The sequence below is a fragment of the Pseudomonas sp. FA-1 genome (assembly GCF_056856075.1).
The window spans coordinates 35,919-50,628 of sequence record NZ_JBWXTH010000007.1; the positions used below are offsets into that span (position 1 = coordinate 35,919).

Sequence of the window (14,710 nt, forward strand, 5' to 3'; positions counted from 1 at the left end):
CCGCGGTGGCTGCTCGAAGACAAATTTCGTAACATCGCGCCCTCGATGTTCAGCCCGGGCCGTCGTCACATCCCCGGAAACCATAGGAAACCCATGAAACCCGCCCGACTTCGCGCCGACGTGCTCGCCGGCCTCACCACCTCATTCGCCCTGGTGCCCGAGTGCATCGCCTTCGCCTTGGTGGCGCACCTCAACCCGCTCATGGGCCTGTATGGCGCCTTCATCATCTGTACCCTGACTGCGCTGTTCGGCGGCCGCCCGGGCATGATTTCCGGCGCTGCGGGCTCCATGGCAGTGGTCATCGTCGCGCTGGTGGTACAACACGGTGCCCAGTACCTGCTGGCCACGGTCCTGCTCAGTGGCGTGGTGATGATCCTGTTCGGTGTGCTGCGCCTGGGCAAGCTGGTGCGCCTGGTGCCGTACCCGGTGATGCTTGGCTTCGTCAACGGCCTGGCCATCGTCATCGCCCTGGCCCAGCTCGAGCACTTCAAAGACGGCGAGCACTGGCTCAGCGGCTCACCCCTGTACCTGATGATCGGCCTGGTGGCCCTGACCATGCTGGTGGTCTACGTCCTGCCGCGCCTGACCCGCGTCGTGCCACCGGCCCTGGTCGCGATCCTGGGGGTGGGCTTGCTGGTCTACCTGCTCAACCTGCCGACCCGCACCCTCGGCGACATGGCCCACATCGCCGGCGGCCTGCCGCAGCTGGCGTTGCCGCAGGTGCCCTGGAACCTGGAGACCCTGACGATCATCTGGCCCTATGCGGTGTTGATGGCCATGGTCGGCCTGCTGGAAACGCTGCTGACCCTGAACCTCACCGACGAGCTCACCGAGAGCCGTGGCTATCCAGATCGCGAATGCGTAGCCCTGGGCGCGGCCAACATGGTTTCGGGGCTGTGCGGCGGCATGGGCGGCTGCGCGATGATCGGCCAGACCGTGATCAACCTCAGCTCCAATGGCCGAGGTCGGCTGTCAGGCGTGGTGGCCGGGGTGATGATCCTGTTGTTCGTGCTGTTCCTGTCGCCGCTGATCGAGCGCATCCCGCTGGCGGCGCTGGTGGGCGTGATGTTCGTGGTGGCCCAGCAGACCTTCGCCTGGGCGTCGCTGCGGGTGTTGAACAAGGTACCAGCGAGCGATGTGCTGGCGATCATCGCGGTGACCGTGGTCACGATCTTCACCGACCTGGCCGCCGCGGTGCTGTTCGGCATCGTCATCGCGGCGATCAATTTCGCCTGGCAGCACGCCCGCGAGCTGTATGCCGACAGCCATGTCGATGACGAAGGCGGCAAGGTCTACCAGGTGCACGGCACCCTGTTCTTCGCCTCGACCACGCCGTTCCTCAATCAGTTCGACCCGGCGCAGGACCCGGCCAGCGTGACCCTGGACTGCAGGCACCTGAGCTTCGTGGACTATTCAGCAATCGCGGCATTGAAGACCTTGCGCGAACGTTATGCCAAGGCGGGCAAGCACCTGCGGGTGGTGCATCTTTCGGAACGCTGCAAGCAGCTGCTCAAGCGGGCGGGTGAGCAGCACTGACAAGCAGCACTGACAAGCAGCACTGACAAGCAGCACTGACAAGCAGCACTGTCTGATCTGATGCATTCGCGGGTAATCCCGCTCCCACAGGATTTCGCGATCCCTGTGGGAGCGGGATTACCCCGAGTCGAGCGCGTAGCGCTCGCCTTATGACTCCCCGCGATTCTTCTTCACGATGACATCGGCGATGCTCGCCGGCGCTTCGGCATAGCGGGTGAACTCCATCGAGAAGCTGGCCCGACCCTGGGTCATCGAGCGCATCGAGGTGGCGTAGCCAAACATCTCGCCCAGCGGCACTTCGGCGCGGATCACCTTGCCCGCCGGGGTCTCGTCGCCGTCCTGGATCATCCCCCGGCGCCGGCTCAGGTCGCCGAGGATATCGCCCTGGTATTCCTCGGGGGTCACCACCTCGACCTTCATCACCGGCTCCAGCAGCACCGCCCCACCTTTTTGCGACAGCTGCTTGGTGGCCATCGATGCGGCGATCTTGTAGGCCATCTCGTTGGAGTCGACGTCGTGGTACGAGCCGTCGTACACCGCAGCCTTCAGGCTGATCAGCGGGTAACCGGCCAGCACCCCGTTCTTCATCTGCTCCTCGATGCCTTTCTGGATCGCCGGGATGTACTCGCGCGGCACCACGCCACCGACGATCTCGTTGACGAACTCCAGGCCTTCCTTGCCCTCGTCGCCTGGGGCGAAGCGGATCCAGCAGTGGCCATACTGGCCGCGCCCGCCGGACTGGCGCACGAACCGGCCCTCGATCTCGCAGGTGTTGCGGATCTTCTCACGGTAGGCCACCTGCGGCTTGCCGATATTCGCCTCGACGTTGAACTCGCGTTTCATGCGGTCGACGATGATGTCCAAGTGCAGCTCGCCCATGCCGGAGATGATCGTCTGGCCGGTTTCTTCATCGGTCTTGACCCGGAACGACGGGTCTTCCTGGGCCAGCTTGCCCAGGGCGATGCCCATCTTCTCCTGGTCAGCTTTGGTCTTGGGCTCGACGGCCACGGAGATCACCGGGTCGGGGAAGTCCATGCGTTCGAGGATGATCGGCTTGTCCATATCGCACAGCGTATCGCCGGTGGTCACGTCCTTCATGCCGATCAGTGCGGCGATATCGCCGGCGCACACGTCCTTGATCTCGGCGCGCTGGTTGGCATGCATCTGCACCATGCGGCCGATGCGCTCCTTCTTGCCCTTGACCGAGTTGAGCACAGCGTTGCCTGAACTGAGCACGCCTGAGTACACCCGGGCGAACGTCAAGGTGCCGACGAAAGGGTCGGTGGCGATCTTGAAGGCCAGGGCCGAGAACGGCTCGTTGTCGTCGGCGTGGCGCTCCAGGTGCTTGCTCTCATCGTCCGGGTCGGTACCCTTGATCGCCGGAATTTCGCTGGGGGCGGGGAGATAGTCGATCACCGCGTCGAGCATCAGTGGCACGCCCTTGTTCTTGAACGACGAGCCGAGGATGGTCGGCACGATTTCGTTGTTCAGGGTGCGCTTGCGCAGACCGGCCTTGATCTCTTCGGTGCTCAGTTCTTCGCCTTCGAGGAACTTGCCGAGCAGCTCGTCATCGGCCTCGGCTGCCGCCTCGACCATGTGCGCCCGCCATTCATCGGCCAGCGCCTGCAGTTCGGCGGGGATGGCTTCTTCGCGATAACTGGTGCCCTGGTCGGCGTCGTTCCAGTAGATGGCCTTCATCTTTACCAGGTCGATCTGGCCCTGGAAATTTTCCTCGCTGCCGATGGCCAGCTGGATCGGCACCGGATGGTGGCCCAGGCGCTGGTCGATCTGCCTGACCACGCGCAGGAAGTCAGCGCCCTGGCGGTCCATCTTGTTGATGTAGGCCAGGCGCGGGACGTGGTACTTGTTGGCCTGGCGCCAGACCGTCTCGGACTGCGGTTCGACCCCGTCGGCGCCGCTGAACACCACCACCGCGCCGTCGAGCACGCGCAGCGAGCGTTCCACCTCGATGGTGAAGTCCACGTGGCCTGGGGTGTCGATGATGTTGAAGCGGTACTTGTTGGCGAACTGCTTGGTCGAGCCTTGCCAGAAGGCCGTGGTGGCCGCCGAGGTGATAGTGATGCCGCGCTCCTGCTCCTGGGCCATCCAGTCCATGGTGGCGGCGCCGTCATGGACCTCGCCCATCTTGTGGTTGACCCCGGTGTAGAACAGGATGCGTTCGGTGGTGGTGGTCTTGCCGGCGTCGACATGGGCGACGATGCCGATATTGCGGTACAGCTCGATGGGAGTCGTGCGGGCCATGGTCAGTCACCTGTGGGTGAACGGGTTCTCCCAAGGTAGCAGACGATGACGAACCTGACGGGGCCGTGGATGAGTATCCGACGGTTGCCAAGGCAAGGGCATGTGCCGCCTAATCCAAGGCTCGTTCGCTGACCTCCTGGAGTCGCCCATGGCCCTTGCCGTCCCGCTGGAAACCTGGTGCCAGCAGCACCCATTGATTGCTGACCTGGTGCGTCATGCGCAGGTTGCCTGGTTCAATCCGGGCGTCGTGCCCTGTGCCCAGGCGCTTGGCGATGTGCCGCTGGGCGCCGCCGATATCGCCCAGGCCAGCGCCCGGCTTGAGCGTTTCGCGCCGTTCATCGCCTCGGCGTTCCCGCAGACGGCAGCGTCCGGTGGCCTGATCGAGTCGCCCTTGAGGCCCTTGCCCACGCTGCAGGCAGCGCTGTGCGACGAGCTGGGTATCGCACCCAGCGGCCGGCTTTGGCTCAAGGCCGACAACCAGCTGCCCATTTCCGGTTCGATCAAGGCCCGTGGCGGTATCTACGAGGTGCTCAAGCATGCCGAGGACCTCGCCCTGGCCCACGGCCTGCTCAAGCCAGGCGATGACTACGCGGTGCTCGACAGCGACGCAGCGCGGGCTTTCTTCGGTCAATACAGCATCGCCGTCGGCTCGACCGGCAACCTGGGGCTGTCCATTGGCGTGATGGGGGCCCGGCTTGGGTTCCGTACCACAGTGCATATGTCCGCCGATGCCCGCCAGTGGAAGAAGGAGTGCCTACGCGCTTGTGGCGTGGAGGTGCGCGAGTACGAGGCCGACTACGGCGTTGCCGTGGCCCAGGGGCGGCACGAAGCGGATGCCGACCCCAACTGCCATTTCGTCGATGATGAAAACTCCACCGACCTGTTCCTCGGCTACGCCGTGGCCGCCGAGCGCCTGCGCGGGCAGTTGCAGGGCGCAGGCATCCAGGTCGATGCCGATCACCCTCTGTTCGTCTATCTGCCGTGTGGCGTGGGCGGTGGGCCTGGCGGCGTGGCCTTTGGCCTGAAGCAGGCGTTCGGCGATGCGGTGCATTGCCTGTTCGCCGAGCCCACCCATTCGCCCTGCATGCTGCTGGGGGTCTATACCGGGTTGCATGAGCAGGTGTCGGTCTACGATTTCGGCCTGGATAACCATACCGCCGCCGACGGGCTGGCGGTCGGGCGGCCCTCAGGGTTCGTCGGGCGCAGCATGCAGCGCCTGGTAGATGGCTATTACACCGTCAGTGACGCAGAGCTGTTCCGCCTGCTGGCTTTGATGGACCGGCTCGAAGGCGAGCGGTTGGAGCCCTCGGCATTGGCGGGCGTGCCGGGCATGGGCCAGGTATTGCTGGAAAAACAGGGGTTTCGCCAGCGCATGGGGCTGGACGAGCGGCGCATGGCCAATGCCACCCATCTGGTATGGGCGACGGGCGGCAGCATGGTGCCGGACCAGGAGATGGAGGCGTACCTGGAGAAGGGGCGCGCCATCCTGCATGGCCGCCAGGGGCATTGAGCCCGAGCGGCCATCGGCGTGTGTCAGTCGGCCAGGGCCTGCAAATGCCACTGGCCGTCGCTTTCCCGGGCCAGGCCGCTGGCGGGCAGCAGGGCCAGCAGGCGCTCGTGCAGCGCAGCCTCGGTGAACGCCTTGACGGTACCCAGGTCCAGCTCGCCCACTGGTTGCAGGTCGGCCTTGGTGTAGGACAGCCAGGCTTTCTTCAGCACCTGCAGCACATCGCTGGCGGCAGTGTTGGCGAAGCGGCGATGCAGCGTGCGGCCTTCCAGGGCGAAGGTGTGGCGGTGGGCGTAGCCGGTCTCGTCGCCGCTCAGGTCTACGCAGCGGTGGCAGCGGCAGGTGCCTTCACCGAAGGCGTTGCGCAGGTAGCTGTTGAAATCCACGACGGGCTTGAGGGTCAGGCGTTTGTCGACCTCGAACAGGTCGGCGATCAGGGGTTCTTCGGCGCTCACTCGGAATCCTCGTGTGGTGTGGCGTGCATCGGCGGGCACCCTAACAGATTGGGGCGGGGGAGGCCATGTCGGTAGGCAGAAGGATGTTGTCCTGCAATGCCGACTCAATCGCCGGCTAGCCGGCGATTGGGCCAATGCTGCCGGTGCAAATATTCCCCGCACCACTCGCGCCTGGTCGTCACCTGCCGTACCCTAGGCACCCCTGGCGCCTGCTGCGCCGTCCCAGTTCCCACGAGGCACCCTGATTGAGCAAATACCCGTACATCGCCACCGTAACCGTCAGCGCCGAAGACCGTGGGGGTGACGCCGAAGCGATGGAAAACCCCAACATGCGTGTCGGCCTGGAAGCGGTTACCGAGACCCTGAAGAAAGTGCATTTCGTCGGCACCCTGGCAGCGCCGGAAAAGCCTGCCACACATATCTGCGTGACCTTGGAAAACGGCCTGACTTACTACGGCCCAATCGTCAACGGCCACGCCGAGCTCGAAGGCGGCTGGATCGCCTTCGAGTCCGACATGCTCACGCCCGAGGAGCTGGGGCTCTAAGCGCAGCCCAGTTCGGCCAGGCACTGTTCGAGGATATCCAGGCCTTCCTCGAGCACATCAGGTTCGATCGTCAACGGGGCCAACAGGCGAATGATGTGTCGCGCCTTGCCGCTGGGCATCAGCAACAGGCCCTTGGCTCGCGCAGCCTCCATCACCTTGGCCAATTGCGCAGGTGCCGGGCTGCCGTCGGCATTGACGAACTCCAGGCCGCGCATGGCCCCGGTGCCTGTCAGGCGGCCCAGCGCCGAAGTCAGCCCGGACGCCTTCCAGCGTTCGTAGCGTGCGACGATGGCCTGTTCCTGGCGCTCGCCCCAGGTGGCCAGGTTCTCATCGCTCATCTGCGCCAGGCTGGCCAGTGCCGCCGCGCAGGCGATCGGGTTGCCGGAATAGGTGCCGCCCAGGCCGCCCTTGGGCAGCGAGTCCATGATCGCCTTGCGCCCGACCACGGCCCCCAACGGCATGCCGCCGGCAATGCTCTTGGCCAGCAGCAACAGGTCTGGCTCGATCCCCAGGCGCGGGAAGGCGAAGCGCTGGCCGGTGCGGCCGAACCCGGACTGGATCTCATCGATGATGATCAGGATCCCATGCGCGTCGCAGAAACGGCGTAGCGCCTGGGCGAATGCCGGGTCCAGCGCCAGGAAGCCGCCTTCGCCCTGCACCGGCTCGAAGATGAATGCCGCCACATCCTCCACGGCCAGCTCGACGCTGAACAGCCGGTCCATCGCCTTGAGCGCCTGTTCGCAGGTCACGCCGGTGTCGGCGCTGGGGTAGGGCAAATGGTAGACCGGCCCTGGCAGCTCACCCACACGCTGTTTGTAGGGCACCACCTTGCCGTTGAGGTTGAGGGTGGCCAGGGTACGGCCATGGAACCCTCCATCGAAGGCGACGATGGCACGTTTGCCGGTCGCGCCACGCGCCACTTTCAGGGCATTTTCAGCCGCTTCCGCACCGCTGTTGGTGAGCATGCCCGCCAACGGGTAGCTGACCGGCACGAAGTGTCGCAGGCGTTCCATTAGCTCCAGGTACGGGCCATGGGGCGCTGCATTGAACGCGTAATGGGTCAGGCGGGTGGCTTGGGCCTGGATCGCCTCTACCACGGCAGGGTTGCAATGGCCCAGGTTGAGTACGCCGATACCCCCGACGAAATCGATATAACGCTTGCCATCGGTATCCCAGACTTCGGCGTTGCGGCCATGGGAAAGTGTAATCGGGTGAACGATGGCAATGGAGTGGCTGATACTGTCCTGTTGCATGGGCACGCAAACCTTTTGTTTGGGTTTCTTATTATCGAAGCGTGCGGGCTCGGATTCGTGCAAACGAATTATTCGATTGCGGTCATTCCTTTAATTCTTGAATAAAGCAGGCCAGGTCGAACGGCTCCAGTGCGTTGAGGATATCTGGGTGCATGCGTGGGTTACGTTTACCGATCCCCTTGAGCAAAAAAGGAAGGAATTCATTCCGTAACGGAATTATGTGCTTCGAAAAGGTCGTTTGTTGACCTTGCCTTATAGATTAATACTGACCCGCGTCAACGATTACAACCCGCTGTCGATGTAGGAGAAAAACATGACGGTTGTCGATCTGCCCGCGCCTGTTTCCGAATAAAACAACAACAACTCAGCAACTACGACTTACTCGCATCCTGCTCCATTTTTCAGCCGCCCCTTGCGGCGGCCGACCCATTCGAGGGTTCCCCATGGCATCGCAACAACAAAAGAAACAGCGTTCGCTGCAGCACGGCCTGACCTCACGTCAGGTATCCATGATTTCCATCGCCGGCATCATCGGCGCGGGCCTGTTCATCGGCTCCTCCAACGCCATCGCCACCGCCGGCCCGGCCATCCTCATCTCCTACGCAATGACCGGCCTGCTGGTGCTGCTGGTGATGCGCATGCTCGGTGAAATGGCCATCGCCAACCCCAACAGCGGTTCGTTCTCCACCTATGCCGCCGAGGCCATCGGTCCTTGGGCAGGCTTCACCATCGGCTGGCTGTACTGGTGGTTCTGGGTGTTGATCATCCCGGTCGAGGCCATTGCCGGCGCGGACATTCTCCACGCCTACTTCCCGGTGGTGCCGTCCTGGCTGTTCGCCTTCCTGATCATGATCGTGCTGTCGGGCACCAACCTCATCAGCGTGAAGAACTTCGGTGAGTTCGAATACTGGTTCGCCCTGGTCAAGGTGATCGCCATTCTGGCCTTCATCGGTATCTGCAGCTTGGCTGTGTTCGGCGTCTGGCCCCTGGCCGAGACCTCCGGCGTCAGCCAGCTGTGGGCCAACGGCGGTTTCATGCCCAATGGTTTTGGTACCGTACTTGGGGGTGTGCTGATCACCATCTTCTCGTTCTTCGGCGCGGAAATCGTCACCATCGCGGCTGACGAGACCGCCAACCCCAAGGAGAAGATCCGCCGCGCGACCAACCTGGTGGTGTACCGCATCGCCATCTTCTACCTGGCGTCCATCTTCCTGGTGGTGTCGCTGGTGGCCTGGAACGACCCGGGCCTGAAGGCCGTCGGCTCGTTCCAGCGCGTGCTCGAGGTACTGAACGTGCCGGGTGCCAAGCTGATGGTCGACCTGGTGGTGCTGGTGGCGGTGACCAGTTGCATGAACTCGGGCCTCTACACCGCATCGCGCATGCTCTACTCCCTGGGCGCGCGGGGCGAGGCGCCGCGGATGATCAAGCGCATCTCAGGCAATGGAGTACCCACTGTGGCGGTGGTGCTGTCGACCCTGGCGGGTTTCGTCGGCTGCTTCGTCAACTACGTGTTCCCAGGCAAGGTGTTCGGCTTCCTGCTGTCGACTACCGGCGCCATCGCCTTGCTGGTGTATCTGGTGATCGCCGTGTCGCAGCTGCGCATGCGTGCCCGCGCCGAGCGCGAAGGCACGGAGCTGGCACTGAAGATGTGGCTGTTCCCCTGGCTGACCTGGCTGGTGATCGGCCTGATCGTCATGGTGCTGGGCTACATGCTGTTCAGCGATGCGTATCGCTACGAGACATTGATGACCGCCGCAGTGACCTGCTTCATCCTGTTGATCGCCTTGACCCGTCGTCGTACGGCTGCAAGGGCCGCGCAGCCTGCCTGACTAGGTTCGTGAAGCAAGGCCCAGCTGCTGTAGGGCCTTGCCCGCGATCTGCCGGGTCAGCTCGCCCGCATCCAGGTGCTGCCCCAGGCGCAACGCCTGGCCTGCCCATAGGTTGCTGAAGTCGCTGTTGCCTTGGGGGTCGCGGATCGCCCGCAGTGGCATCAGCGCGCCCCCGGCAAGGGGGAAGCGCGGCGCCAGCGGGCTCATCGGCCCGAGCTCGCGCATGATGCGATTGTTGATGCCGCGCGCCGGGCGGCCGGTGAACAGGTTGGTCAGTGCTGTGTCGCTGGCCGGGGCACTGTCCAGCGCGCGGCGGTGGGCCGGCGATACCTTGGCCTGCGGGCAGAACAGGTAGGCGGTGCCCACCTGTACCGCCGAGGCGCCCAGGGCCAGGGCGGCGACCAGGCCGCGGTGGTCGCCGATACCACCGGCGGCGATCACTGGTACCCGCACCGCATCCACCACCTGGGGTACCAGTGCAAAGGTACCGACCTGGCTGGTGATGTCTTCGCTCAGGAACATGCCGCGGTGCCCACCCGCCTCGTAGCCCATGGCGATGACCGCGTCACAGCCATTGGCCTCCAGCCACACGGCTTCTTCCACCGTGGTGGCGCTGGACAGCACCTTGGCGCCACTGGCCTTGACTCGTCGCAGCAGGTCGGCCTGGGGCAGGCCGAAGTGAAAGCTCACCACCTCGGGGCGCAGCTGCTCCACCAGCTGGCAGCTCTGCTCGTCGAACGGGGCACGGTTGGAGACCGGCGTCGGGGCGTCGAAGTCCGCGCCCACTTCCTCGTAATACGGCTTGAGCGCCTGCTTCCAGCGCCGGTCGCGCTCGGCATCGGGTGCCGGTGGCTGGTGGCAGAAGAAGTTCAGATTGAGCGGGCCTTGGCAGCCGGCACGAAACGCCTCGATCTCGGCGCGCACCTGCTCGGCACTGAGCATGGCGCAGGGCAGGGCGCCGAGCCCGCCGGCATTGCCTACGGCGATGGCCATGGCTGAACCGGTGGCTCCCGCCATGGGTGCCTGGAGGATGGGCAACTGGATGCCCAGCAGATCGAGAATGCGTCGGTCGGGCCAGTTGCTCATGCGCTACTCCTTGTGGCGGGGGCGGGCGGGGATTACAGGGCCTTGCTGACCTGGATGTCGCTGATTTTCTCGGCGTCCTCGCCATGGATCTTGCGCAGCGCTTCCAGGGCTTGTTCCTGGGAGGCGTCCGGCATCAAGGCGAAGTCCCAGCGGCGCTCGCCGTCGAGTTTGTACTTGATCACGTATTTGATGGTCTGGGTCATGGCGGGGCCTTATCCGAGTCTGGAGGACGAACGGCGAATGATCTTGATCTTGTGGGTGAAGGTCGGCTTGCGCGTCACCGAGATCGGGCGCGGGCTCACGGTATCGATGGTGATGTTCCAGAAGCCGGTGCTGGGCACGGTGATCTTGGCCGGGAACTTGATGAAGTGCCCACCGTGGTAGGTGTGCCGACCGCCATTCTTGAAGCTGCGGAAGTTGGCGTCGTTCATCAGGCGGATATTACAGCGCTGGGAGCATTCGATGACGACCACGTCGTCCTCGTTCAGGTGCTCGCGCTGGTGTACGAATTTCATGGGGTGCTCCGCAAGGGTTGGTTCAGCAAAGGCAAACGATACCACGATGTCAGGATGGACTCGCGCCCGGATGGTCGGGCCGAAGATAAATCTGCCAAAGCAGGGAGCAAATCCGCCCGGCTGTTGTCCAAGCGTTTCTTGTCGATTCCGAGGGTGGTGCGAATGAAGTGGTTGGTGGCGGCGATGTCGTTGGTGGTGCTGGGCGGCTGTGTCAGTGTTTCGGAACTCGAACAATCCCGGGAAACCCTGGACGTGATGTCCGGCAAGACGCCTCGCCAGTATGCCGACTGCGTCAAGAGCAAGTTGGCCGAAACGCGCGACCCTCTGGTGGAGGAGCCCCGCGGCGACGACGGCCTGCGCCTGATCGTGCCGCAAAAGCTTTCCGCAGGTGCCGGCCCTGCGGCCCTGGTGGATATCGACAAGCGTGGCAGCGGCAGCAGCATCAAGCTGCACGAGCGGCTGAACAACTTCCCTCTGCGCCTGGGTGACGTGCGCACCGCGGCGACCCAGTGCATCTCAGGATCTTGATCCAGCTCAGCCAATGAGCGATTAGCAGGCAAATTGCCATTTTCTTGTCCGGTGGGCGTTGTTCCCCACCAGGGATAGGCCTACTCTTTCTGGGCTTATACCGAATAAGCCTAAGCTTATAACAAGGAAAATGGAGCGTCCCTGATGAAACCGTTGAGTCGCGTCGTGATCGGCAGCCTGCTGATCCTGGCCTGGCCCACGGCGCATGCCGTCGATGGCCAGAAGATCTTCACCCAGGGTGGGCAGAACCCCGCCGCCATGGCTTGCCTGGGCTGCCACGGCCCGGACGGCAAAGGCATCGCTGCCGCCGGCTTCCCCCGCCTGGCTGGCCTGCCGGCCGGCTACTTGAGCAAGCAACTGGTCGATTTTCGCGATGGCAGCCGCAAGCAGGCCGTCATGGAGCCGCTCGCCAAGGCCCTGGACGAGGACGAAATCAAAGCCGTCAGCGCCTACCTCGCCAGCCTGCCTGCCGACCCCGCGCCAACCCTGCGCCGCCAGCAGATCGCCAAGGACTCGGTGTCGCGCCTGGCCCTGTATGGCGACTGGAGCCGCCAGATACCGGGCTGCGTGCAGTGCCACGGCCCGGGCGGTGGTGGCATCGGTGAGCACTTCCCGCCGCTGGCCGGGCAGCCGGCCAGCTACCTGGTGGCGCAACTCAATGCCTGGCGCGACGGCAGCCGCAGCAACGACCCCAACCAGCTGATGGTCGGTGTGGCCAAGGCCATGACCGATGACGAGGTCAAGGCCATCGCCGCATTCTTCGCCCAGCCCACCAGCCAGGAGGCCCAGCCATGAAGCCGGTTTACCCAGCCCTGTTGCTCCTGGCCCTGGGCACTGCCCAGGCGGCGCCGATCGCCATGGAAGACCAATCCCAGCTCAAGGTACCCGGCAGCCAGGCTGCACCGGTGTTCAGCCCACCGGCCGAAAGCGACCTGCCCGACAATGCCTTCGGCCAGATGGTGCGCCAGGGGCATGCCCTGTTCGTCGACACCCGCCGGTTGATGCCCGAGGCGGTGGGCAATGGCATGAACTGCAGCAACTGCCACCTGGACCAGGGGCGGCTGGCCCATTCCGCGCCGTTGTGGGGCGCCTACCCGATGTACCCGGCGTATCGCAAGAAGAACGACAAGGTCAACACCTTCGCCGAGCGTATCCAGGGGTGCTTCCAGTTCAGCATGAACGGCAAACCGCCGGCGGCCGACAGCCCGCAGATGACGGCGCTCAGTGTCTATGCCTACTGGCTGTCGACCCAGGCGCCCACGGGGGTCGAGACGCCAGGGCGCGGCTACCCGGAGGTGGCGCAGCCGGCCGCCGGTTATGACTTCAAGCGCGGCGAGCAGATCTACCGCGAACAGTGCGCGCTCTGCCACGGTGACCAGGGCGAAGGCCAGAAGGTGGCCGGCGAGTACGTGATGCCGCCGTTGTGGGGCAAGGATTCCTACAACTGGGGCGCCGGCATGCACCGGATCAACACCGCGGCCTCGTTCATCAAGCACAACATGCCCCTGGGGCGCGCCGGCAGCCTGAGCGACCAGCAGGCTTGGGACGTGGCTGCCTGGATCAACCGCCATGAACGGCCCCAGGACCCGCGCCTGGTGGACGGCTCGATCGAGAAGACCCGGGTGAAGTACCACGCCAACGACGGCGTCAACCTGTACGGGCAGAAGGTCGATGGCGTGTTGATTGGGCAGGGCACCGGCAGCTGACGTGTCACACCCTTGACCCCGGGCTGTCACGGCCCTGCAACGGCGTCTGGGGTGCAATGGCCGCAATCTTCGAAAGGGAGTGCGGCCATGGAACTCTGTGTGATCGGGGCGGGGTATGTGGGGTTGGTCACGGCGGCCTGCTTCGCCGAAATGGGCAACCGTGTGGTGTGCCTGGAGCGCGACCAGGCGCGCCTTGCACAGTTGTGCCAAGGGCAGTGCCCGATCTACGAGCCCGGGTTGCAAGCGTTGCTGCAGGCGGGCCTGGGTACCGGCCAGCTGAGTTTCAGCGACCAGTGGGGCCAGGCCCTGGCACGTGCCGAGGTGGTGTTCATCGCCGTTGGCACGCCGAGCCAGGAGGATGGCTCGGCTGACCTGCAGCACGTGCTGGCCGTGGCCGACAGCCTTGGCCGTCACCTGGGCAGGGCGTGCCTGGTGGTGAACAAGTCCACCGTGCCGGTAGGCACGGCCGAGCGCGTTGCCCGGCATATCGCCAATGGCCTGCGCGAACGGGGAGTGCGCTATGCCGTGGACGTGGCGAGCAACCCTGAGTTTCTCAAGGAAGGCAGCGCCGTGGACGACTTCATGCGACCCGACCGGGTCATCATCGGCAGCGACAGTGAGCCGGCCAGCCAGTGCCTGCAGCGCCTCTACGCGCCGTTCGTGCGCAACCGCGAGCGGGTGCTGCTGATGTCCACGCGCGCCGCCGAGTTCACCAAGTACGCGGCCAACGCCTTCCTCGCCACGCGCATCTCCTTCGTCAATGAACTGGCCGGGCTTTGCGCGCGCCTGGGCGTGGATATCGAGCAGGTGCGCCGGGGTATCGGCAGCGACCGGCGTATCGGCAGCCATTTCATCTATGCCGGTTGTGGCTACGGTGGCTCCTGCTTCCCTAAGGACGTCCGTGCGTTGATCCATTGCGCCGAGCAGCAGGGTTACCAGCCGGCCATTCTCCAGGCCGTACAGGCGCGCAACGAAACGCAGAAGACCTTGCTGTTCGAAGCCCTGCGCCAGCACTTCGGCGGTTTCCTGCGCGGGCGCAACGTGGCGATCTGGGGGCTGGCTTTCAAGCCCGGTACCGACGACCTGCGCGAGGCGCCCAGCCTGGTCTTGCTCGATGCCCTGCTGGCAGCCGGGGCGCGGGTGCAGGCCTGCGACCCGGCCGCCCTGGGCGGCGTCGCCGCGCGTTATCCGCAGGCGGTGGCCAGCGCCCAGTTGCGCCTGACCCAGGACCCCTATGCCTGTGTCGAAGGCGCCGATGCGCTGGTGTTGGTGACCGAATGGAAGCAGTTTCGGCAACCGGATTTCTTGCGCGTACGGGGCCTTATGCGCATGCCGGCGCTGTTCGATGGTCGCAATATTTATGACCCATCGGAACTATCGGCACTGGGTTATCTCTATCATGGCATCGGTCGGCCAGGGGTAGGGCATTGTAAGGTGAGTGCCGCCTGATTAGACTGCGCCGAACTCCACAGGCCCAGCCTTTGTTTA

14 protein-coding genes are annotated in these 14,710 nt (G+C 64.5%); 8 read left to right on the forward strand and 6 right to left on the reverse strand.

Annotation, left to right across the window (positions count from 1 at the left end):
* Window positions 1-93 precede the first annotated feature (93 nt).
* On the forward strand, window positions 94-1,536 hold the full coding sequence (locus tag AC1MHZ_RS14170; protein ID WP_482966520.1) for a SulP family inorganic anion transporter: 1,443 nt from the start codon (window positions 94-96) through the stop codon (window positions 1,534-1,536).
* A 147-nt stretch (window positions 1,537-1,683) separates the two neighbouring features.
* Here AC1MHZ_RS14170 and fusA read toward each other — a convergent pair whose 3' ends face one another.
* Window positions 1,684-3,798, reverse strand: a complete 2,115-nt coding sequence (gene fusA / locus AC1MHZ_RS14175) for an elongation factor G (protein WP_084859157.1) — start codon at window positions 3,796-3,798, stop codon at window positions 1,684-1,686.
* Between the two features lie 148 nt (window positions 3,799-3,946).
* On the opposite strand from fusA, the gene dsdA reads away from it, so the two are divergent.
* Window positions 3,947-5,308: a D-serine ammonia-lyase gene (dsdA, locus tag AC1MHZ_RS14180; RefSeq protein ID WP_482966521.1), complete on the forward strand. Its 1,362-nt coding sequence runs from the start codon at window positions 3,947-3,949 to the stop codon at window positions 5,306-5,308.
* Window positions 5,309-5,331: 23 nt separating this feature from the next.
* Here dsdA and AC1MHZ_RS14185 read toward each other — a convergent pair whose 3' ends face one another.
* Entirely contained in the window at window positions 5,332-5,760 is a 429-nt protein-coding gene (locus AC1MHZ_RS14185) for a hypothetical protein (RefSeq protein WP_084859154.1), read from the reverse strand.
* Window positions 5,761-6,005: 245 nt separating this feature from the next.
* On the opposite strand from AC1MHZ_RS14185, the gene AC1MHZ_RS14190 reads away from it, so the two are divergent.
* Window positions 6,006-6,305: a hypothetical protein gene (locus tag AC1MHZ_RS14190; protein WP_084859152.1), complete on the forward strand. Its 300-nt coding sequence runs from the start codon at window positions 6,006-6,008 to the stop codon at window positions 6,303-6,305.
* Here AC1MHZ_RS14190 and AC1MHZ_RS14195 read toward each other — a convergent pair.
* Window positions 6,302-7,558 (reverse strand): 2-aminoadipate transaminase, encoded by a 1,257-nt coding sequence (locus tag AC1MHZ_RS14195; protein WP_084859151.1) that lies wholly within the window; start codon window positions 7,556-7,558, stop codon window positions 6,302-6,304. The genes AC1MHZ_RS14190 and AC1MHZ_RS14195 overlap by 4 nt on opposite strands.
* A 443-nt stretch (window positions 7,559-8,001) precedes the next feature.
* Between AC1MHZ_RS14195 and AC1MHZ_RS14200 the strand changes: the two genes are divergently transcribed.
* Entirely contained in the window at window positions 8,002-9,387 is a 1,386-nt protein-coding gene (locus tag AC1MHZ_RS14200; protein ID WP_084859150.1) for an amino acid permease, read from the forward strand.
* Here the strand turns inward: AC1MHZ_RS14200 and AC1MHZ_RS14205 are convergent, their stop codons facing one another.
* Genes AC1MHZ_RS14205 through AC1MHZ_RS14215 form a run of 3 tightly spaced genes read right to left on the reverse strand, consistent with a single transcriptional unit; the run spans window position 9,388 to window position 10,988 of the window.
* Window positions 9,388-10,473 carry an NAD(P)H-dependent flavin oxidoreductase gene (locus tag AC1MHZ_RS14205; RefSeq protein WP_084859149.1) on the reverse strand — a complete coding sequence of 362 codons (1,086 nt, stop codon included), beginning with the start codon at window positions 10,471-10,473 and terminating at the stop codon, window positions 9,388-9,390.
* 32 nt (window positions 10,474-10,505) lie between these two features.
* On the reverse strand, window positions 10,506-10,676 hold the full coding sequence (locus AC1MHZ_RS14210; RefSeq protein WP_172403075.1) for a hypothetical protein: 171 nt from the start codon (window positions 10,674-10,676) through the stop codon (window positions 10,506-10,508).
* 9 nt (window positions 10,677-10,685) lie between these two features.
* Window positions 10,686-10,988 carry a DUF1883 domain-containing protein gene (locus tag AC1MHZ_RS14215; protein ID WP_084859148.1) on the reverse strand — a complete coding sequence of 101 codons (303 nt, stop codon included), beginning with the start codon at window positions 10,986-10,988 and terminating at the stop codon, window positions 10,686-10,688.
* A 162-nt stretch (window positions 10,989-11,150) separates the two neighbouring features.
* Between AC1MHZ_RS14215 and AC1MHZ_RS14220 the strand changes: the two genes are divergently transcribed.
* The 4 genes from AC1MHZ_RS14220 (at window position 11,151) to AC1MHZ_RS14235 (ending at window position 14,671) form a co-directional block, all read left to right on the forward strand.
* Window positions 11,151-11,516, forward strand: coding sequence for a hypothetical protein (locus AC1MHZ_RS14220; RefSeq protein WP_084859147.1), 366 nt, complete (start codon window positions 11,151-11,153; stop codon window positions 11,514-11,516).
* A gap of 144 nt (window positions 11,517-11,660) precedes the next feature.
* Entirely contained in the window at window positions 11,661-12,311 is a 651-nt protein-coding gene (locus AC1MHZ_RS14225) for a c-type cytochrome (RefSeq protein ID WP_084859146.1), read from the forward strand.
* Window positions 12,308-13,222 (forward strand): c-type cytochrome, encoded by a 915-nt coding sequence (locus AC1MHZ_RS14230; RefSeq protein WP_482966522.1) that lies wholly within the window; start codon window positions 12,308-12,310, stop codon window positions 13,220-13,222. Before AC1MHZ_RS14225 ends, AC1MHZ_RS14230 begins: the two co-directional genes overlap by 4 nt.
* An 87-nt stretch (window positions 13,223-13,309) precedes the next feature.
* Window positions 13,310-14,671: a UDP-glucose dehydrogenase family protein gene (locus AC1MHZ_RS14235; protein ID WP_482966523.1), complete on the forward strand. Its 1,362-nt coding sequence runs from the start codon at window positions 13,310-13,312 to the stop codon at window positions 14,669-14,671.
* The last annotated feature ends 39 nt before the right edge of the window (window positions 14,672-14,710 follow it).